The organism is Variovorax sp. Soil_C_19, from assembly GCF_057657255.1.
Window position 1 is genome coordinate 391,787 of the sequence record NZ_JBDGIV010000001.1, and the last position, 18,932, is coordinate 410,718.

Consider the following 18,932-nt stretch of genomic DNA (forward strand, 5'->3'; position numbering starts at 1 on the left):
GAAAGGCAATCTGGTTATGACACCGCGAACTACGGACACCGCACTGGTTGTCCGTCTCGAAGAAGGCAGCTTCCTCGAGACGGCCCGTTAGGCCGCGCGCGCTGGTTCTTCCAGCCAACCAGACCCCAGCAAAGCGCGGCCAACCCCCGCGCTTTTTGCTTTTTCTCAGCAGGTTTTTCACATGATCCAGATCACGCTTCCCGACAACTCGCGCCGCGAGTTTCCCGGCCCGGTTTCGGTGGCCGAAGTCGCCCAGTCCATCGGCCCGGGCCTTGCCAAGATGACGGTGGCCGGCAAGGTCGACGGCCGCCTGGTCGATGCCAGCGACGTCATCGACCACGACGCCAAGCTGCAGATCATCACGCCCAAGGACGACGAGGGCCTGGAGATCATCCGCCACTCGACGGCTCACCTGGTCGGCCATGCCGTGAAGCAGCTCTATCCGACGGCCAAGATGGTGATCGGCCCGGTGATCGAGGAAGGCTTCTACTACGACATCTCGTACGAGCGCCCCTTCACGCCCGAGGACATGGCGGCCATCGAGGCGCGCATGCGCGAGCTGATCGCGCAGGACTACGACGTCGTCAAGAAGATGACGCCGCGCGCCGAGGTGATCGAGGTCTTCAAGTCGCGCGGCGAAGACTACAAGCTGCGCCTCGTCGAAGACATGCCCGACGAGCAGGCCATGGGCCTGTACTACCACCAGGAATACGTCGACATGTGCCGCGGCCCTCACGTGCCGAACACGCGCTTCCTGAAGGTCTTCAAGCTCACGAAGCTGGCCGGCGCCTACTGGCGCGGCGACGCCAAGAACGAGCAGCTGCAGCGCATCTACGGCACGGCATGGGCCGACAAGAAGCAGCTCGACCAGTACATCCAGCGCATCGAGGAAGCCGAGAAGCGCGACCACCGCAAGCTCGGCAAGGAACTCGACCTGTTCCACATCGACGAAGTGGCGCCGGGCGTGGTGTTCTGGCACCCCAAGGGCTGGGCGATCTGGCAGCAGGTCGAGCAGTACATGCGCGCGATCTACCGCGACACGGGCTACTGGGAAGTGAAGGGCCCGCAGATCCTCGACAAGAGCCTGTGGGAGAAGACGGGCCACTGGCAGAACTACCGCGACAACATGTTCACGACGGAGTCGGAAAAGCGCGAATACGCGCTCAAGCCGATGAACTGCCCCGGCCATGTGCTGATCTTCAAGAGCGACCTGCGCAGCTACCGCGACCTGCCGCTGCGCTACGGCGAGTTCGGCCAGTGCCACCGCAACGAACCGAGCGGCGCGCTGCACGGCATCATGCGCGTGCGCGGCTTCACGCAGGACGACGGCCACATCTTCTGCACGGAAGACCAGATCCTCGAAGAGTGCGTGGCGTACACGGCGCAGCTGCAGAAGGTGTACGCCGACTTCGGCTTCACGGACATTCTCTACAAGGTCGCGACGCGGCCCGACAACCGCGTCGGCTCGGACGAACTCTGGGACAAGGCCGAGCATGCCGTCATGGAGGCGCTGCGCCGCTCGGGCGTCGACTTCATCATCTCGCCCGGCGATGGCGCCTTCTATGGCCCCAAGATCGAATACACGCTGAAGGACGCACTCGGCCGCCAATGGCAGTGCGGCACGATGCAGGTCGACTTCAACACGGCCGAGCGGCTGGGCGGCGAATACGTCACGGAATCGAGTGGCCGCGCCAACCCCGTTATGCTGCACCGCGCCATCGTCGGCAGCCTCGAACGCTTCATCGGCATGCTCATCGAGCATCACGCCGGCGCGCTGCCCGCATGGCTCGCGCCGGTGCAGGTGGCGGTGCTCAATATCAGCGAAGGGCAGGCCGATTACGCCAGCTCAGTGGCGAAAACGCTGCAGAATCAAGGGCTTAGGGTTCAGCTGGATCTGCACAACGAGAAGATTACGTATAAAATACGCAAGCATTCGTTGCAAAAGCTTCCCTATATCCTCGTCGTCGGCGACAAAGAGAAGGAAGCTGGTGCCGTCGCAGTGCGCGCCCGGGGCAATCAAGACCTCGGTGCAATGTCCCTCGAATCGTTCACGCAACGGCTCGTCCAGGATGTTGCTGACAAGCGTTGATTTGTCCGCGAGGCACCCCAAAGTGTGCTTTTCGAACCATTTTGCCGCTTGTCCGCGAGGGCTGACCCGGCGTCCGCTACAGATTTTGTAGCAATTTTTGAAGGATTCTGACCATCGCTACTGCATTTCGCGACCGCCGCCACCGCGAGGAACGCCAACACCGCCTGAACCGGGAAATCATGGCCCCGGAAGTCCGCCTTGTCGGCCCGGAAAACGAGCCAATGGGTGTCATGAGTCTCTCCGAGGCCTTGCGCCTTGCCGGTGAGGCCGATGTGGATCTGGTTGAGGTCGTCGCGGCGGCCAATCCGCCGGTCTGCCGCCTGATCGAGTACGGCAAGTTCAAGTACCACGAGCAGAAGAAGGCGGCCGAGGCGAAGTCGAAGCAGAAGGTCATCGAGGTCAAGGAAATCAAGTTCCGGCCCGGCACCGACGACGGCGACTACAACATCAAGATGCGCAACATCCGGCGCTTTCTTGAAGAGGGTGACAAGTGCAAGATCACGCTCCGCTTCCGCGGCCGCGAAATCACGCACCAGGAACTCGGTCTGGCCCTGCTGCAGCGCATTCGCGAAGAGCTGGGCGACACGATCGTCGTCGAGCAGTTTCCGAAGCTCGAGGGCCGGCAGATGATCATGATGATCGCACCGGGCCGCAAGAAGCCGGGCGCCAGCCCGAAGCCGGCTTCGTCGGAAACGCCGGCGCCCGCCTCGGCCTGAGCGAAACGCCCGCAAGGGCGTGACAGGGAAGGTTATCGAAGGGATTTCGCTGTTGCCGGCACTTCGCAAGAAGCGCAGGCAGCAGCGGGATGAAGAAGTGTCTCGGGGCCAACAAGTCCGTGGAGTATCCGCGGCGCCTCACGAGCACAAACTAAAGGAGCATTCACATGCCCAAAATGAAGACCAAGAGCAGCGCGAAAAAACGTTTCCGCGTTCGTCCCGGTGGCACCGTCAAGCGCGGTCAAGCCTTCAAGCGTCACATCCTGACCAAGAAGACCACCAAGAACAAGCGTCACCTGCGTGGTGCAACCGCAGTCCACGAGACCAACATGGTTTCGATGGCCGCGATGTTGCCCGGCATGGGCATTTGATCAACTGACGAACAAGGAGTAATCACATGCCTCGCGTCAAACGTGGTGTAACGGCTCGCGCCCGCCACAAAAAAGTTCTCGCACTCGCCAAGGGTTTCCGCGGTCGCCGCGGCAATGTCTTCCGCATCGCCAAACAGGCGGTGATGAAGGCTGGGCAATATGCCTACCGTGACCGCCGCACCAAGAAGCGCGTGTTCCGTCAACTGTGGATCGCGCGTATCAACGCCGCCTCGCGTGAACTGGGCCTGACCTACAGCCAGTTCGCCAACGGCATCCGCAAGGCCGGGATCGAGATCGACCGCAAGATGCTTGCGGACATCGCCGTGCACGACAAGGCCGCTTTTGCCGGCATCGTGGAGCAGGTCAAGGCCAAGCTGGCTGCTTGATTCTGCACAGCAGGGCGCTGCCTTCGGGCGGCTCCTGCGCCCACGGCTCAAGGGCTGGCGCTTGAAAAAGCTCCAGCTCTTTTTTATTTCCCCTCGAAATTTGTTGTTGTTGCTATGAACGAGTTGGACTCCCTGGTCGCCACCGCAGGCGCCGCCTTTGCCCAGGCCAAGACGCCCGCCGAGCTCGAGAACGCCAAGGCGCAGTTCCTCGGCAAGTCGGGCCGCATCACCGAGCTGATGAAGGGCATGGCCGCGCTGAGCGTCGACGAGAAGAAGTCGCGCGGTGCCGCGATCAACGTGGCCAAGCAGGCCATCGAGTCCGCGCTGACCGAGCGCCGCCAGCAGCTGGCCGACGAAGAGCTTTCGCTGCAGCTGCGCGCCGAGGCGCTCGACGTGAGCCTGCCGGGGCGCCGCCGCACCGCCGGTGGCCTGCACCCGGTGAGCCGCACGCTCGAGCGCATCGAGGAGATCTTCTCGAGCATGGGCTTCGACGTGGCCGACGGCCCCGAAATCGAGAGCGACTGGCACAGCTTCACCTCGCTCAACAACCCGCCGAACCATCCTGCGCGTTCGATGCAGGACACCTTCTATGTCGACCTGAACGGCGAAGACGGCATTCCGTACAACCTGCGTCCGCACACCAGCCCGATGCAGGTTCGCTATGCGCACCAGCACATCAAGAAGTACGCGGCCGAGTTCGAAGCCGCCGCGGCCGACAGCACCGGCACCGCCAAGGCGCCCGAGATCCGCGTCATCGCGCCGGGCCGCACCTACCGCGTCGACAGCGACGCCACGCACTCGCCCATGTTCCACCAGTGCGAAGGCCTGTGGCTCGGCGAGAACGTGAGCTTCAAGGACCTGAAGGTCGTCTTCACCGACTTCTGCCGTACCTTCTTCGAGCGCGACGACCTGGTGCTGCGCTTTCGCCCGAGCTTCTTCCCGTTTACCGAGCCCAGCGCCGAGATCGACATCCAGTTTGCGAGCGGCCCGCTGGCCGGCCGCTGGCTCGAGGTGGCGGGTTCGGGTCAGGTGCATCCGAACGTGGTGCGCAACATGGGGCTCGACCCCGAGCGCTACATCGGCTTTGCGTTCGGCATGGGGCCCGACCGGCTCACCATGCTGCGCTACGGCGTGAACGACCTGCGGCTCTTCTTCGACGGCGACTTGCGCTTCCTCTCGCAGTTCCAGTAAGCAAGCACCACGCTCCAGACACACACCTACCGAATACGAGATCGAAGAGATGCAATTCCCGGAATCCTGGCTGCGCGAGTTCTGCAATCCCCCGCTCGACAGCGCCGCACTGGCCGAAACGCTCACCATGGGCGGCCTCGAGGTCGAGGAGCGCCGCCCCGTGGCGCCGCCCTTCAGCCGCATCGTCGTCGGCGAGATCAAGGAAGCGGTGCAGCACCCCAACGCCGACCGGCTGCGAGTCTGCCAGGTCGACGCGGGGCAGGGCGCCTTGCTCAACATCGTCTGCGGCGCGCCCAATGCGCGCGTCGGCATCAAGGTGCCTTGCGCGCTCGTCGGCGCCGAGCTGCCGCCCGGTGAAGACGGCAAGCCCTTTCTCATCAAGCTCGGCAAGCTGCGCGGCGTCGAAAGCCAGGGCATGCTGTGCTCGGCGCGCGAGCTGCACCTGAGCGAAGACCACGGCGGTCTGCTCGAACTGGCCGTCGACGCGCCTGTGGGCGCCGACGTGCGCGAGGTGCTCAAGCTCGACGACGCGCTGCTCACGCTGAAGCTCACGCCCAACCTCGCCCACGGCCTCAGCGTGTACGGCGTGGCACGCGAACTCGCGGCGCTCACCGGCGCACCGCTCAAGACACCGGCCATCGCACCCGTGGCAACGTCGTTCGCCGACGTGCTGCCCGTGAAGGTCGAGGCGCCCGAACTCTGCGGCCGCTTCTCGGGCCGCATTGTGCGCGGCGTGAACACCCAGGTGGCCACGCCCGCGTGGATGGTCGAGCGACTCGCGCGCTGTGGCCAGCGCAGCGTCACGCCGCTGGTCGACATCTCGAACTACGTCATGTTCGAGTACGGCCAGCCCAGCCACATCTTCGACCTCGACAAGATCCACGGCGGGCTCACCGTGCGCTGGGGCAAGGCGGGCGAGCAGCTCAAGCTGCTCAATGGCAACACCATCGGCGTCGACGACAAGGTCGGCGTGATCGCCGACGACCAGGCCGTCGAATCGCTCGCCGGCATCATGGGCGGCGACGCCACCGCCGTGTCCGACGACACGCGCAACATCTACATCGAGGCAGCCTTCTGGTGGCCCGAGGCGGTGCAGGGCCGTTCGCGCCGCTTCAATTTCTCGACCGATGCCGGCCACCGCTACGAGCGCGGCGTCGATCCGAGCCGCACGGTGGAGATCATCGAGCGCATCACCCAGCTCGTCATCGAGATCTGCGGCGGCCAGGCCGGCGCCATGGACGACAAGATTTTGCACGTGCCCGAAGCCATGCCCGTCACGCTGCGCGTGGCGCGTGCCGCGCGCGTCATCGGCATGCCGCTCACGCAGGCGCAATGCGCCGATGCGCTGCGCCGCCTCGGCTTTGCGCTGAGCGAAGGCGAGGGCACCCTGAGCGTCACGCCGCCGCCGCACCGCTTCGACCTGCTGATCGAGGAAGACCTCATCGAAGAAGTGGCGCGCCTGATCGGCTTCAACAACCTGCCGACCACCGCGCCGCTCGCGCCCATCACCGCACGCGTGCGGCCCGAGGCGCAGCGCAGCCGCTTCGCGGTACGCCGCAGCTTGGCGGCGCTCGGCTACCAGGAAACCATCAACTTCAGCTTCGTCGAGGCGCACTGGGAGCAAGACCTTGCGGGCAATGCCAATCCCGTGAAGCTGCTCAACCCCATCGCCAGCCAGATGAGCGTCATGCGCTCGTCGCTCGTCGGCTCGCTGCTGCAGGTGCTCAAGTTCAACCTGGACCGCAAGGCGCCGCGCGTGCGCGTGTTCGAAGTCGGCCGCGTCTTTCTGCGCGACGACAGCGTGCTCACCACCGACACCACCGTGCGCGGCATTCACCAGCCCATGCGCGTGGCGGGCCTTGCCTGGGGCGACGCCGAGGCATCGCGCTGGGACGGCAAGCCGCAGCGCGTCGACTTCTACGACGCGAAGGGCGACGTCGAAGCGCTGCTCGCACCGCGGGTGCCGAGCTTCGAGCCGGCCGAGCATCCTGCGCTGCACCCGGGGCGCTCCGCACGCGTGCTGCTCGACGGCAAGGCCATCGGCGTCGTCGGCGAGCTGCATCCGCGCTGGCGCCAGAAGTGGGATCTCGCCTCGGCGCCCATCGTGTTCGAGCTCGAGCTCGATGCCGTCACCGCGCGTCCTGTGCCCGTGGCGCGGCCGGTGCCCAGGAACCAGGCGGTCGAGCGCGACATTGCCGTGGTCGTGGCCGAGGCTGTCACGCACAATGCGCTGATGCAGGCCATCCAGTCTGCGGCCGCCGCGCAGGGATTGCTGCGCGACGCCACGCTGTTCGACATCTATCGCCCACAGCCTGCGCGCGATGGCGCCGCGGGCGGCCTCGCGCAGGGGGAGAAGAGCATGGCGGTGCGCCTGAGCTTTCAGGACGACAGCGCCACGCTCACGGACGAGCAGGTCGAACCGGCCGTGCGCGCCATCGTCGAACAACTGGGCGCCCAGCTCGGCGCACGCCTCAGGGGGTGATGAAAAAATGAACGCTGCGGAATTCACGCTCGAGGCCCTCGAGACGCCCGCGCTCACCAAGGCGCACCTGGCTGACCTGCTGTTCGAGCAGATCGGCCTCAACAAGCGCGAGTCGAAGGACATGGTCGAGGCCTTCTTCGACCTCATCGCCAACAGCCTCATCGAAGGTTCCGACGTCAAGATCTCGGGCTTCGGCAACTTTCAGATCCGCGTGAAGGCGCCGCGCCCGGGCCGCAATCCGCGCACCGGCGAAGCCATCCCGATCGGCGAGCGCCGCGTCGCGACCTTTCATGCGAGCGCCAAGCTCAAAGAGCAGATCCAGGGCAGCGCCGAGCAGCCGAGCGGCACCGCCGAGGTCGAGTGGAGCCTGGGCGCCGAATAGTGCTTGTTGCGGCGCGCGTGCGTAGAGTAATCTCTAAGGTTTGCTGCGCACGGTCTTGATTTCAATGGAGAAAACACTCCCGCCCATTCCCGTCAAACGCTACTTCACGATCGGTGAGGTCGGCGAGCTCTGCGGCGTCAAGCCGCACGTGCTTCGCTATTGGGAGCAAGAGTTCACGCAGCTGCGCCCCATGAAGCGGCGCGGCAACCGGCGCTACTACCAGCACCACGAGGTGCTCATGATCCGCCGCATCCGCGACCTGCTCTACGACCAGGGCTTCACGATCAGCGGTGCGCGCAACAAGCTGCAAGAACTCGTGCAGGGCGAGCGCGACCGCCGCAAGGCCGGCGTGGTGCCGCTCGAGGGCATGGAAGCCGTCGAGATCGATCACGAAGCCTTCGAAGCGGCCATCCACCAGGACGAAGAAGCCGAGGCCAGCGCAGTTGCTGCACCGCGTGCCGTGAACACCATCGATCCCACGCAGCTGATGCACCTGCGGCGCGAGCTTTTCGAAATTCGTGAACTGCTGTCCGTCGGACGCTGATTTCTGCCGGCTATAATCGCTGGCTTCGGTGTGTGGCGCAGCCTGGTAGCGCACTTGCATGGGGTGCAAGGGGTCGAAGGTTCGAATCCTTTCACACCGACCAACAAAACGTCCAAGGGCGTCCGGTTTCATCGACCGGACGCCCTTTTTCAATGGGGCTGTCGGCCCTTGGCTCAGGCGCGAACCAGATGCGCATCCAGCAGCCCCTCGAGCCAGCCCGTGAACGCCTTCACGCGCCGCGTCAGTTGGTGCCGGCTCGGATAGACCAGATGCACGGGCAGCGGCGACGGCCGCAACTGCGGCAAGAACTCGATCAGTTCGCCACGGTCGAGATGGTCTTGAACGTCGAACCGAGGGATCTGGATCATGCCGAGTCCCGCCAGCGCACAGGCGATGTAGATCTCGGCATTGTTTGCGCTGGCCGTGCTGGGCAATGATCGCGTCATCGGCTTTCCATCTTCCAGCCATTCCCACGGCGCAGCGCGTCCGGACGACTGCGAGATGTAGTTGACGCAGGTGTGGCGCTCGAGATCGTGCGGGGAAAGCGGCAGCCCGTAGCGCGCGGCATACGCCGGGCTTGCACAGTTGATCAACTCGAAGGCGCCCAGCGGCGAAGCGACCAGGTTGGCGCTGTTGAGCGGTCCGACACGCAGTGCGCAATCCACTCCCGCCAACGCAAGATCGATCGCGCGATCCGTGGCCCCGAGCTCCACTTCGATGCCGGGAAACTCGGCGAACAGATGCGGAAGGGCCGGTGCCACGAAGCGCCTTGCGATCCGTGTAGGCATGTCGACGCGGATGCGCCCCGTGATGCCTTGCAACCCGGGGCGAAACTGCTGTTGCAAGTCTTCCATGTCGGTGATCAGCGAGACCGCACGCTCCAGGAGCGCCTCGCCATCCTGCGTCAATGTGACGCGACGTGTCGTTCGATGCATGAGCCTCGTTCCGAGCCAGGCTTCGAGCTGCTGCACCGCCGTGGAGACGCCGCCGCGCGACATCCCGAGCTGGTCGGCCGCCTGGGAAAAGCTGCCTGAAGCAGCCACCCTCACGAAGATGCGCAGGTGGTGGACGCGGTCCATTGGTTGATTGATCTGTTTTCTTGAACGGTCATGATTCTAGAAGCCGCTTTATCCCGTATCTCTAGACAAATAGACTGTCCATTCGTTTGTTCAACCAAGGAGTTCTCCATGGCCAAAGACCTCAGCGGAAAAGTCGCAGTGATCGCCGGCGGCGGCAAGAACCTCGGCGCACTCATCGCACATGAATTCCAGCGTGTCGGAGCGAAGGGTTTCGTCCTGCACTACAACAGCGAGTCGTCCAAAGGTGAAACCGAGAAGACCGCGGCGTCGCTCAAGGAGAAGGGCGCCGACGTGGTCACCTTTCAGGGGGACCTTTCGGTGGTCGACAACAACGCCAGGCTGTTCGACCTGGCGAAGTCGCAGTTCGGCGCGGTTCACGTCGGCATCAACACCGCTGGCATCGTCATCAAGAAGCCGATCCAGGATGTCACCGAAGAGGACTACGACAAGAGCTTCGACGCCAACTCCAAGGCCGCGTTCTTCTTCCTTCAGCAGGCAGGCCGGGTGCTCGAAGAGCGCGGCAGCATCGTCACCATCGTCAGCTCGCTGCTCGCGGCCTACACGCCGTTCTACAGCATCTATCCCGGCAGCAAGGCACCCGTCGAGCACTACACGCGCGCGGCCTCCAAGGAGTTCGGCGAGCGCGGCATCTCGGTCAACGCGGTGGGCCCCGGCCCCATGGACACGCCTTTCTTCTACGGCCAGGAGACGCCGGATGCCATCGCCTACAACAAGGCCGGCGCCGCGCTGAGCAAGTATTCAAAAACCGGGCTGACCGACATCGAAGACATCGCGCCGCTGATCCGCTTTCTCGTAACCGAAGGCTGGTGGATCACAGGGCAGACTATTTTCGCCAACGGTGGCTACACCACCCGCTGAAAAGAGGAAGAACCGCGCATGCACATCCTGCTCGTGATGGCCGGAGGGATCCTCCAGCTGGGGATCTTCATCCTGTTCGGATGGCTGTGGGGCAACAGCGCCGCTGCCATGGCGCTGGCCGCGAAGGCCTTCATGCCTTTCTGGCTCGTCGTTGCCGTGGTGAACATGTGGGTGGGCGTCACGCATGCGGGCTACAGTGTGAAAGACGAATCCCTCATCCTGCTGCTCAACTTCCTGGTTCCGGCGGTTGCGGCGGGGTTCGCTGCCTGGCAGCTTTCCCGCGGTTGACGATCCCGGACCGCCCCGCGGCACCGTTTCAGAAAGACCAAAAAGAATGTCGTTGCTCAGATCCATCACCGGCGCCGCACTCATCGTCGGCATCGTCAGCGGTTGTGCCACCGTGCGTCAGCAGGATCTCGATGCATGGGCAGGCGCCTCGGTAGAGGCCCTGGACGCGCATCCGCTCTTCCTCACGATGCCGATGTACCGGGCGCAAACCGCCAGCGGGGTCGAGACGCGCAACTACGTCAACAGCCAGGAAACGGAGCAGTGCTTCACCAACCTTGGCGCTCGCCGAGGAGACGGCAAGTACGTGAGCCACAGCGCGTTCACCAGCTGCTCCGAGAGCCGCACTGTCTGCAACAACATCTTCTACATCCAGGGTGGCAAGGTCATTCGCTATGCGCCGACCGGCGCCTGCTACACCGACGACAGCGTGCGGCCGAAGGTCGGTTATCTGGCACCCAGGCCGGCCGGGCAGTGACCGAGGCGGGCCGCTGGAGCGGTCTGCTACAATCCGGCCTCGCTCACAATGCTGAGCGTTGCCTGGCCAGGCAAGCTGAATCTCACACCAGCGCGTCGAAGTCACTACGACGAGAAAAACAACAATGACTTCCGCAAAAGAATATTTGCCGTAGCGTGGACCGCGTAAGAGTTCACGACCAAATTCCGAACAAGCCCGCCTGGTCTCAGCGCGGGCTTTTTCATGTCCCACCGCCCGGGCCTTGCACAATTGCCGCTGATGCGAATCCAAGAGCTGAAACGCCGACTGCGCGATGCTGGCGCTGGCCCAAGCCACCAGCAGCGCATCTTGCGCCTGTGGTCGCATGCATTGCCCCGAGGCAGCGGCAGGCGCCTGCCGGAGACCTTCTTCCCGTCTACCTTGCTCGCCGCGCTGCCAGCGATCGAAGCCGAGCTTGCGGGGCTTGCGCGCATCCAGGCCGTTCACCCTGGTGCCGACGGCGCCGAGCGCCTGCTTGTTGCCTTGGCCGACGGGCAAACCGTTGAAAGTGTGTTGCTGCCTCGAGACGGACTTTGCGTTTCGTCACAGGTCGGCTGCGCCGTGGGATGCCAGTTCTGCATGACCGGCCGTGATGGCTTGATCCGGCAGGTGGGCAGTGCCGAGATCGTGGCCCAGGTCGCCCTTGCGCGCACGCGGCGCCCCGTGCGCAAGGTCGTCTTCATGGGCATGGGCGAGCCCGCGCACAACCTCGACAACGTGCTCGAGGCCATCGAGCTGCTCGGCACCATTGGCAACATCGGCCACAAGAACCTCGTGTTCTCCACCGTCGGTGATCCACGCGTGTTCGAGCGGCTACCGCGTGAACGCGTGAAGCCTGCGCTTGCCTTGTCGCTGCACACCACCAAGACCGAATTGCGCAAGCGCCTCTTGCCGCGTGCGCCCGCCATGACGCCCGACGAGCTGGTCGACGCAGGCGAGCGGTACGCCCGCAGTACCGGCTACCCCATTCAGTACCAGTGGACGCTGCTGGAAGGCGTCAATGACGGCGAGGACGAGATCGACGGCATCGTCGCCCTGCTGTCGGGCAAGTACGGCGTGCTCAACATCATTCCGTTCAACGCGGTTGATGGCGTGGCTTTCGCACGCCCCGCTTGGGTGCGCTGCAAGCAGATCGCCCACACGCTGCACCAGCGCGGCATTCTCACCAAGCTGCGCGATTCGGCAGGGCAGGACGTAGAGGGCGGTTGCGGTCAGTTGAGAGCGCGGGCGGCACAGCGCGTGATCGAGCGCCAACCTGCATACATCCAGCCGCTGTCATATTTCCGAAGTGTTGGGTAGCAAAAGGTAATAGTCGTCATTTAGTTGGCATCCGAGTCGCCCTGGCAACGGTCTCAATCCCAAACGTTTTGCAACGAAAGATAAAATCCGAGCGAAAACGAGGCATTCAGCAACAGCGGGTCCTCTGTGAGCATGTCGCTCAAAAAGAAACAAAACGTAGAGGTCTGTCTTGATTCGAGAAGTAAACGCGGCTGCAGCGGCCGTCGCTGGGTTGTTGGTGCTGGCCGTGCTGCAAGGCTGCGCCGTGGTTCCAGGCATGGGCACTGCCGAGCCCTACCAGGTTGCCGAAGACCTGCCCCCCAAGTTTCAGTACCTCCCGGATGCGGCACCTGAAGACCGCATCACCCCCATCACCCCCGCGCTGGTGCGCACCTTCGCCAAGACCGCGCCCAAGACCTTGCCGCCAGAAGTGAGTGCGCTGTTCGGCAAGCCCCAGCGCTACACCATCGGCCCGGGCGACGTGGTTGGTGTCATCGTGTATGACCACCCCGAACTGCTGCCCAACGCGGGCGCAGTTATCTCTCAGCAGGTCGATCCCACTGGCGTTAGCGCCGCCCCAGGCTTCATCGTCGATTCTTCCGGGGAAATAGCATTTCCCTATGTGGGTCGCGTCAGAGTCGGAGGGCTAACGGAGGCGGAGGCTGGCGACTTGATCTCCAAGCTCATCGTCACCCAGGTGCGTGAGCCTGAAGTGACGGTCCGTATTCAGTCCTTCCGCAGCCGCCGCGCCTATATTGAAGGCGAGGTGCGGGCGCCGGGCTCGCAAATCTTCACTGACGTGCCCATGACCTTGAGCGAGGCGATCAACCGAGCCGGCGGCATCACCGCCAACGGGAACCGCTCGGCCGTCACCCTCGTCCGTGAGGGTAAGTCCATCGACATCGACCTTACCCGCCTACGCGAAGCCGGCCACGACGGCAACGAGATTCCTCTGAAGAACGGCGACAGCATTCGGGTGGCGCATCGCGAGGACGCCAAGGTGTACGTGATGGGCGAAATCCTGCACCCTTCGGCGCTGACGATGCGCAGCAACGGCCGGCTTAACTTGAACGAAGCGCTAGGCGAAGCGGGGGGGCCGATTCTCACCACCTCCAACCCTGGCCAGATATTTGTGATTCGCCAGGGGGCGACTGGTTTGCCTGCCATCTTTCACCTAGACGCCAAGAATCCCGCGGCATTGGTCCTGGCCCGGCAGTTCAACCTCGAACCCCAAGACGTGGTGTACGTCGACCCGGTGCCACTCGTGAGGTGGAACCGCGTTATCAGCTTGGTTCTGCCCGCGGCGCAAGTTGTGAACATGAGCAGCTCCACGGCAGATCGCGTTCGCTGATCCGATCCCGGCCGGTATGAAACACCGCAACAGCAGCTGGCCTGTTCCTTGCCCCGTTCAACCCCCGAGGCGTCCGCTTCGAGCGGGCGCTTTCAACCGCGTGCACCCATGAAAATCCTCCTCGTGTTTGGAACTCGGCCAGAGGCTATCAAGATGGCGCCGCTGGTGAAGCATCTGCAGACATTGCCGGACTTCGAAACCCGGGTGTGCGTGACAGCCCAGCATCGCGAGATGCTGGACCAAGTGCTCAGCCTTTTCGAGATCACGCCGAACTTTGATCTCAACTTGATGAAGCCCGGCCAAGACCTGACCGACATCACCGCCGGCGTGCTGCGAGGATTGAAGGAAACGCTGGCGCAGTGGAGGCCAGACGCAATGTTGGTGCATGGCGACACATCCACCGCGCTGGCTGCGACACTGGCGGCCTTTTACCAGCGCATTCCTGTGGGCCACGTCGAAGCGGGCTTGCGCACTGGCAATCTATATTCGCCGTGGCCCGAAGAGGCCAACCGCAAGCTCACCAGCGTGCTGGCGCATTGGCATTTCGCGCCCACGGAAGCCTCGCGCGACAACCTACTGGCCGAAGGAGTGGCTCCCGACACTATTCACGTGACCGGCAATACCGTGATCGATGCCCTTCTGCAGGTGCGTGATCGGATCAGAGACGATGCAGCGTTGCAGCAGCGCTTTGCCGAGCAGTTCCGCTTCCTCGACCCGGCCAAGCGACTGGTACTGGTGACAGGCCACAGACGCGAAAACTTTGGTGGTGGTTTTGAGCGGATCTGCGAGGCCTTGAACTGCATCGCTAGCACCCATGCTGACGTGCAAGTGGTTTATCCCGTGCACCTGAATCCGCAAGTGCAGGAGCCTGTCCGCCGCTTGTTGGGCAATGTGAGCAATGTGCATCTTATCGAGCCGCTAGATTACCTTCCCTTCGTCTATTTGATGGATCGCAGCACGATGATCCTGACCGATTCCGGCGGGATCCAGGAAGAGGCGCCCTCACTGGGCAAGCCCGTGCTGGTCATGCGCGACACAACCGAGCGACCTGAGGCCCTTGCTGCCGGCACCGTGAAGCTGGTGGGCACGGATGCCGATCGGATCGCGGCTCAAGCCCATGTGCTACTGACCGATGCCGCCGCATACCAAGTCATGTCTCACGCCCACAATCCATATGGCGATGGCCAAGCTTGCAAGCGTATTGCCCAGGTCTTGTCCTTTGCGAAAAAGACCAATTCCGTTTCTCAATCCGTAATCGCATGACATTCAAGACCATTTCCGTCATCGGCCTCGGGTATATCGGCTTGCCAACTGCTGCGGTTCTAGCTTCGCGCAAGGTCAAAGTCATCGGCGTGGACGTCAATCAAAAGGCAGTCGATATCATCAACAGCGGGCAGATCCATATTGTCGAACCGGATTTAGATATCGTGGTGCACGCAGCGGTGACAGAAGGCTATCTGCGCGCCACCACTCGCCCGGAATCCGCTGAGGCTTTTCTGATTGCTGTACCGACGCCATTCAAGAGCGGCCTCACGGGGGATCATGAGCCAGATCTGAGATATATCGAATCGGCGAGCAAGTCGATTGCTCCCGTGCTCAAGAAAGGCAATCTTGTCATTCTCGAATCCACTTCGCCAGTGGGTGCCACCGAGCAAATGGCAGTCTGGCTTTCGGAGGCCAGGCCGGATCTTACTTTTCCTCAGACACATGGCGAGAATTCGGATATCCGGATTGCTTATTGCCCCGAGCGGGTACTGCCTGGCCAAGTATTGCGTGAACTAGTTCAGAATGACCGAGTTATAGGCGGAATCACGCAAAGATGCTCGGAGGCCGCAGCTGCGCTTTACAAGATCTTCGTTGTAGGTGAGTGCGTTATTACCAATGCTCGCGCCGCTGAAATGTGCAAGTTGACTGAGAATAGCTTCCGAGACATTAATATCGCTTTCGCCAATGAATTGTCGATCATCTGCGACAACCTGGGTATCAATGTTTGGGAATTGATCAAGCTAGCTAATCGTCATCCTCGGGTCAGCATCTTGCAGCCGGGGCCTGGCGTGGGCGGTCACTGCATTGCAGTGGATCCTTGGTTCATCGTCAGTGCCGCATCGAAGGAATCTCGGCTGATTCGGACGGCCCGCGAAGTCAACGACGGTAAGCCCGAATGGGTGATCGAAAAGGTGAAACTGGCGGTTGCTGAATATTTGCAGGCGAATCCGACCAAAACTGCAACAGATGTGACCGTTGCGTGCTATGGCCTTGCGTTCAAGCCAGACATCGACGACTTGAGGGAAAGCCCTGCGCTTGCGATCACACGCCGCATCGCCTCCATTCATCCTGGCCCAGTCTGGGCGGTGGAGCCGAATGTCGAAATACTTCCGGACACGCTGGGCGATGTCGTCGCGCTGAAGCCCATGGCCGAGGCAAATTATCGAGCAGACATCAAGGTCTTGCTCGTCGATCACAAGCAATTCAAGGAGTCGAGTCCGCCGGAGGGAAAAGTTCTCGATTTCAAAGGCATCTGGATAAAGAAAAACTGAAATGTTTCAAGATCAAACTATTCTTGTCACCGGTGGCACCGGTTCGTTCGGCAACACTTTTGTGCCGATGACTCTCGCCAAGTACAACCCCAAAAAGATCATTATATTCTCTCGTGATGAAATGAAGCAATGGGAGATGGCAAAGAAATTTCACGGCGACAGTCGGGTGCGATTTTTTATCGGAGACGTACGCGATAAAGACCGACTCTACCGTGCTTTAGACGGAGTTGACCACGTTGTTCACGCGGCGGCCACAAAGATCGTGCCTACAGCAGAGTACAACCCATTCGAGTGTGTAAAAACTAATGTTATCGGTGCAATGAATCTTATCGATGCATGTATTGATAAGGGCGTCAAGCGTGTAGTCGCGCTTTCTACCGACAAGGCCAGTAGCCCGGTTAATCTCTACGGTGCCACCAAACTGGCGTCGGACAAGTTATTCGTTGCCGGCAACTCCTATTCGGGTGGTCATAACACGCGCTTTGCTGTCGTGCGTTACGGCAATGTCATGGGTTCTCGGGGCTCCGTGATTCCGTTTTTCATGTCGATCAAGAACAAAGGTGTGCTTCCCATCACAGATGAACGCATGACTCGCTTCATGATCTCTCTCGAGGAGGGCGTCGAATTGGTTTGGCATGCCTTTGAGGACATTGAAGGCGGCGAGATCTATGTAAGAAAGATTCCTTCCATGAAAGTCACCGACCTCGCTCGAGTTGTCGCGCCGGAAGCACGGCAAGAGGTTATTGGAATTCGACCCGGCGAGAAGCTGCACGAGCAAATGATCAGCTCTGAAGACGCCTATTACACCTACGAATATCCGAAACACTTCAAAATTTTGCCGGCCATCAATGGTTGGGCCACATGCGAGAAACGCATCAAAGACGGTAAGAAGGTCCCCGAGGGTTTCGTGTACGCAAGTGACAACAACCCAGATTGGATGAGCGCTGATGCACTGAGTAGCTGGATTGAAGCCAATCGCGAAAAGATCGGGAGCTTCTAATGCAACCCATCCCCTATGGTCGGCAAGATATCACTCAGGTGGACATTGACGCAGTCGTATCCGTGCTGCAGTCAGATTTTCTGACGCAGGGGCCCGTAGTGCCTGCTTTCGAAAAATCTGTAGCCAGCTATTGCGGTGTCGAGTACGCACTTGCCGTGAATAGCGCTACTTCGGCGTTGCACATCGCTTGTCTGGCGCTAGGGCTCGGGCCTGAAGAATGGCTGTGGACTTCGCCGATCTCCTTCGTCGCGTCCGCCAACTGCGGGTTGTATTGCGGTGCTAAGGTGGGATTCGTGGATATCGATCCGCGTACCTACAATCTTTGTCCTAAAGCATTGAAGAGTAAGCTGGAGCAGGCTGAGCGAGAGGAACGGCTGCCCAAAGTGGTAGTCCCCGTCCATCTATGTGGCCAGCCATGCGATATGCGCGCAATCCATGAACTTTCGAAGCGCTATGGCTTCAAGATCATCGAGGATGCCTCTCACGCAATCGGTGGCCGATATCTAGGTAACTCCATCGGCAATTGTGAATATAGCGATATCACCATTTTCAGTTTTCATCCGGTCAAGATCATTACGACAGCAGAGGGTGGAATGGCCCTTACGAATGACAAAGTTTTGGCGCAGGAGATGGAGCTTTTGCGTAGCCACGGCATTACTCGCGATCCGGCACTAATGACCAAAGGGATAGACGGTCCCTGGTACTACCAGCAGGTCGCGTTGGGTTACAACTACCGTATGACAGAGTTGCAAGGAGCACTGGGCGTTAGCCAGATTAATCGTTTAGAGGAATACGTTCTCCGCCGCCATGAATTAGCTCGTCGCTATGATGAATTGCTACAAAACCTGCCAGTGACCATCCCTTGGCAACATCCAGACGGTTATTCGGGTTTGCATTTGTATGTCATCCGCCTGCAATTGAATGAGATCAAGAAAACTCATCTACAGGTATTTGAAGCTCTACGGGCGCAGAATATCATTGTCAATCTGCATTACATCCCGATTCACACTCAGCCGTATTATCAAAGTATGGGCTTCAAAGCGGGAGAATACCCAGAGGCGGAGCGTTATTATGCTGAAGCGATAAGCCTTCCGATGTATCCTGCTATGACGGAAGACCAACAAAACGAAGTTGTCTTTTGCCTGACAAAAGCGCTTGGAGCATGAAGCTCGCCATCATTCCTGCACGTGGAGGCAGCAAACGCATTCCGCAAAAAAACATAAAGCCTTTCTGCGGAAAGCCTATGATTCAATGGTCTATTGAGGCCGCTATTGTCAGCAATTGCTTCGATCGCATCATTGTTTCTACTGACGATTCCCAGATCGCAGATGTGGCACGCCGCGGCGGCGCGGAAGTACCGTTCATACGACCGGAAGATTTATCCGATGACCATACTGGAACGGTGCCTGTCATTGCTCACGCAATCCGTTGGGTAAACCAGAATATCGCACCGGTCGAACTGGCTTGCTGCATTTATGCAACAGCCCCCTTCATTCTCGCAAGAGATTTGCAGCGAGGTCTGGCCTCCATGCAGGAGCAGCACTGCTCTTACGCCTTCTCTGTCACCAGTTACGCCTTTCCCATACAGCGTGCCGTGCGGATCACGTCCGATTGTCGGATTGAGATGTTCCAACCTGAACATCTGCAAACCCGCTCTCAAGACCTGGAGGAGAGTTGGCATGATGCAGGGCAGTTTTATTGGGGTCGCGCTTCAGCGTGGTTGCAGGGCTTGCCGTTGTTCGGCTTGGACTCCAGCCCGGTGGTACTGCCGCGCCATCGCGTGCAGGATATCGACACGCCTGAAGACTGGGCACGCGCCGAATGGTTGTTCAAGGCCATGCAGGCAGAGCCACGGCAGATCTAAAG

Annotated in this window: 19 protein-coding genes and 1 tRNA gene; 19 read left to right on the plus strand and 1 reads right to left on the minus strand. The window is 61.1% G+C overall.

Going from position 1 to position 18,932, the window contains the following annotated elements; all coding sequences use genetic code 11:
- The first annotated feature begins 181 nt into the window (after positions 1 to 181).
- The 9 genes from thrS to AC3A6R_RS01970 all read left to right on the plus strand — a co-directional run bounded on the left by thrS (position 182) and on the right by AC3A6R_RS01970 (position 8,264).
- Positions 182 to 2,089: a threonine--tRNA ligase gene (gene thrS / locus AC3A6R_RS01930; RefSeq protein ID WP_487863610.1), complete on the plus strand. Its 1,908-nt coding sequence runs from the start codon at positions 182 to 184 to the stop codon at positions 2,087 to 2,089.
- 104 nt (positions 2,090 to 2,193) lie between these two features.
- Positions 2,194 to 2,805, plus strand: a complete 612-nt coding sequence (gene infC / locus AC3A6R_RS01935) for a translation initiation factor IF-3 (RefSeq protein ID WP_487860060.1) — start codon at positions 2,194 to 2,196, stop codon at positions 2,803 to 2,805.
- Positions 2,806 to 2,972: 167 nt separating this feature from the next.
- Positions 2,973 to 3,176 carry a 50S ribosomal protein L35 gene (rpmI, locus tag AC3A6R_RS01940; RefSeq protein WP_158720412.1) on the plus strand — a complete coding sequence of 68 codons (204 nt, stop codon included), beginning with the start codon at positions 2,973 to 2,975 and terminating at the stop codon, positions 3,174 to 3,176.
- A gap of 26 nt (positions 3,177 to 3,202) precedes the next feature.
- Positions 3,203 to 3,562 (plus strand): 50S ribosomal protein L20, encoded by a 360-nt coding sequence (gene rplT, locus AC3A6R_RS01945; protein WP_012747009.1) that lies wholly within the window; start codon positions 3,203 to 3,205, stop codon positions 3,560 to 3,562.
- Between the two features lie 114 nt (positions 3,563 to 3,676).
- Positions 3,677 to 4,753: a phenylalanine--tRNA ligase subunit alpha gene (pheS, locus tag AC3A6R_RS01950; protein ID WP_487863611.1), complete on the plus strand. Its 1,077-nt coding sequence runs from the start codon at positions 3,677 to 3,679 to the stop codon at positions 4,751 to 4,753.
- A 49-nt stretch (positions 4,754 to 4,802) separates the two neighbouring features.
- Complete coding sequence (gene pheT, locus AC3A6R_RS01955; RefSeq protein WP_487863612.1) at positions 4,803 to 7,235, plus strand: phenylalanine--tRNA ligase subunit beta; 2,433 nt, start codon at positions 4,803 to 4,805, stop codon at positions 7,233 to 7,235.
- 7 nt (positions 7,236 to 7,242) lie between these two features.
- Positions 7,243 to 7,617 (plus strand): integration host factor subunit alpha, encoded by a 375-nt coding sequence (locus tag AC3A6R_RS01960; RefSeq protein ID WP_487860037.1) that lies wholly within the window; start codon positions 7,243 to 7,245, stop codon positions 7,615 to 7,617.
- Positions 7,618 to 7,681: 64 nt separating this feature from the next.
- On the plus strand, positions 7,682 to 8,161 hold the full coding sequence (locus tag AC3A6R_RS01965; RefSeq protein ID WP_487860038.1) for a MerR family transcriptional regulator: 480 nt from the start codon (positions 7,682 to 7,684) through the stop codon (positions 8,159 to 8,161).
- Positions 8,162 to 8,187: 26 nt separating this feature from the next.
- Positions 8,188 to 8,264: transfer RNA gene (locus AC3A6R_RS01970), tRNA-Pro, on the plus strand.
- A 70-nt stretch (positions 8,265 to 8,334) separates the two neighbouring features.
- Here the strand turns inward: AC3A6R_RS01970 and AC3A6R_RS01975 are convergent.
- On the minus strand, positions 8,335 to 9,240 hold the full coding sequence (locus AC3A6R_RS01975) for a LysR family transcriptional regulator (protein WP_487863613.1): 906 nt from the start codon (positions 9,238 to 9,240) through the stop codon (positions 8,335 to 8,337).
- Positions 9,241 to 9,348: 108 nt separating this feature from the next.
- Here AC3A6R_RS01975 and AC3A6R_RS01980 point away from each other — a divergent pair, with 108 nt between their 5' ends.
- The 10 genes from AC3A6R_RS01980 to pseF all read left to right on the plus strand — a co-directional run bounded on the left by AC3A6R_RS01980 (position 9,349) and on the right by pseF (position 18,930).
- Positions 9,349 to 10,119, plus strand: coding sequence for an SDR family oxidoreductase (locus tag AC3A6R_RS01980; protein WP_487863614.1), 771 nt, complete (start codon positions 9,349 to 9,351; stop codon positions 10,117 to 10,119).
- A gap of 18 nt (positions 10,120 to 10,137) precedes the next feature.
- Positions 10,138 to 10,407 carry a hypothetical protein gene (locus AC3A6R_RS01985; RefSeq protein ID WP_487858636.1) on the plus strand — a complete coding sequence of 90 codons (270 nt, stop codon included), beginning with the start codon at positions 10,138 to 10,140 and terminating at the stop codon, positions 10,405 to 10,407.
- Positions 10,408 to 10,453: 46 nt separating this feature from the next.
- Entirely contained in the window at positions 10,454 to 10,882 is a 429-nt protein-coding gene (locus AC3A6R_RS01990) for a hypothetical protein (protein ID WP_487863615.1), read from the plus strand.
- 258 nt (positions 10,883 to 11,140) lie between these two features.
- Positions 11,141 to 12,199 carry an RNA methyltransferase gene (locus tag AC3A6R_RS01995; RefSeq protein ID WP_487863894.1) on the plus strand — a complete coding sequence of 353 codons (1,059 nt, stop codon included), beginning with the start codon at positions 11,141 to 11,143 and terminating at the stop codon, positions 12,197 to 12,199.
- A gap of 169 nt (positions 12,200 to 12,368) precedes the next feature.
- Positions 12,369 to 13,529: a polysaccharide biosynthesis/export family protein gene (locus tag AC3A6R_RS02000; protein WP_487863616.1), complete on the plus strand. Its 1,161-nt coding sequence runs from the start codon at positions 12,369 to 12,371 to the stop codon at positions 13,527 to 13,529.
- 108 nt (positions 13,530 to 13,637) lie between these two features.
- Positions 13,638 to 14,792 (plus strand): non-hydrolyzing UDP-N-acetylglucosamine 2-epimerase, encoded by a 1,155-nt coding sequence (gene wecB / locus AC3A6R_RS02005; protein ID WP_487863617.1) that lies wholly within the window; start codon positions 13,638 to 13,640, stop codon positions 14,790 to 14,792.
- Complete coding sequence (gene wecC / locus AC3A6R_RS02010; RefSeq protein WP_487863618.1) at positions 14,789 to 16,066, plus strand: UDP-N-acetyl-D-mannosamine dehydrogenase; 1,278 nt, start codon at positions 14,789 to 14,791, stop codon at positions 16,064 to 16,066. The genes wecB and wecC overlap by 4 nt, the downstream gene beginning before the upstream one ends.
- 1 nt (position 16,067) lies before the next feature.
- On the plus strand, positions 16,068 to 17,066 hold the full coding sequence (gene pseB / locus AC3A6R_RS02015; RefSeq protein WP_487863619.1) for a UDP-N-acetylglucosamine 4,6-dehydratase (inverting): 999 nt from the start codon (positions 16,068 to 16,070) through the stop codon (positions 17,064 to 17,066).
- Complete coding sequence (gene pseC, locus AC3A6R_RS02020; protein WP_487863620.1) at positions 17,066 to 18,232, plus strand: UDP-4-amino-4,6-dideoxy-N-acetyl-beta-L-altrosamine transaminase; 1,167 nt, start codon at positions 17,066 to 17,068, stop codon at positions 18,230 to 18,232. Before pseB ends, pseC begins: the two co-directional genes overlap by 1 nt.
- On the plus strand, positions 18,229 to 18,930 hold the full coding sequence (pseF, locus tag AC3A6R_RS02025) for a pseudaminic acid cytidylyltransferase (RefSeq protein WP_487863621.1): 702 nt from the start codon (positions 18,229 to 18,231) through the stop codon (positions 18,928 to 18,930). The genes pseC and pseF overlap by 4 nt, the downstream gene beginning before the upstream one ends.
- The last annotated feature ends 2 nt before the right edge of the window (positions 18,931 to 18,932 follow it).

Excerpts from the sequence above, each read along its gene's own strand:
- pseB (WP_487863619.1), top strand. The coding sequence starts at position 16,068 with ATGTTTCAAGATCAAACTATTCTTGTCACCGGTGGCACCGGTTCGTTC.
- rplT (WP_012747009.1), top strand. The coding sequence starts at position 3,203 with ATGCCTCGCGTCAAACGTGGTGTAACGGCTCGCGCCCGCCACAAAAAA.
- thrS (WP_487863610.1), top strand. The coding sequence starts at position 182 with ATGATCCAGATCACGCTTCCCGACAACTCGCGCCGCGAGTTTCCCGGC.
- pseC (WP_487863620.1), top strand. The coding sequence starts at position 17,066 with ATGCAACCCATCCCCTATGGTCGGCAAGATATCACTCAGGTGGACATT.
- AC3A6R_RS01965 (WP_487860038.1), top strand. The coding sequence starts at position 7,682 with ATGGAGAAAACACTCCCGCCCATTCCCGTCAAACGCTACTTCACGATC.
- pheS (WP_487863611.1), top strand. The coding sequence starts at position 3,677 with ATGAACGAGTTGGACTCCCTGGTCGCCACCGCAGGCGCCGCCTTTGCC.
- AC3A6R_RS01975 (WP_487863613.1), bottom strand. The coding sequence starts at position 9,240 with ATGGACCGCGTCCACCACCTGCGCATCTTCGTGAGGGTGGCTGCTTCA.
- AC3A6R_RS01985 (WP_487858636.1), top strand. The coding sequence starts at position 10,138 with ATGCACATCCTGCTCGTGATGGCCGGAGGGATCCTCCAGCTGGGGATC.
- wecC (WP_487863618.1), top strand. The coding sequence starts at position 14,789 with ATGACATTCAAGACCATTTCCGTCATCGGCCTCGGGTATATCGGCTTG.
- rpmI (WP_158720412.1), top strand. The coding sequence starts at position 2,973 with ATGCCCAAAATGAAGACCAAGAGCAGCGCGAAAAAACGTTTCCGCGTT.
- pseF (WP_487863621.1), top strand. The coding sequence starts at position 18,229 with ATGAAGCTCGCCATCATTCCTGCACGTGGAGGCAGCAAACGCATTCCG.
- AC3A6R_RS01995 (WP_487863894.1), top strand. The coding sequence starts at position 11,141 with ATGCGAATCCAAGAGCTGAAACGCCGACTGCGCGATGCTGGCGCTGGC.
- AC3A6R_RS01960 (WP_487860037.1), top strand. The coding sequence starts at position 7,243 with ATGAACGCTGCGGAATTCACGCTCGAGGCCCTCGAGACGCCCGCGCTC.
- pheT (WP_487863612.1), top strand. The coding sequence starts at position 4,803 with ATGCAATTCCCGGAATCCTGGCTGCGCGAGTTCTGCAATCCCCCGCTC.
- wecB (WP_487863617.1), top strand. The coding sequence starts at position 13,638 with ATGAAAATCCTCCTCGTGTTTGGAACTCGGCCAGAGGCTATCAAGATG.
- AC3A6R_RS01990 (WP_487863615.1), top strand. The coding sequence starts at position 10,454 with ATGTCGTTGCTCAGATCCATCACCGGCGCCGCACTCATCGTCGGCATC.
- AC3A6R_RS01980 (WP_487863614.1), top strand. The coding sequence starts at position 9,349 with ATGGCCAAAGACCTCAGCGGAAAAGTCGCAGTGATCGCCGGCGGCGGC.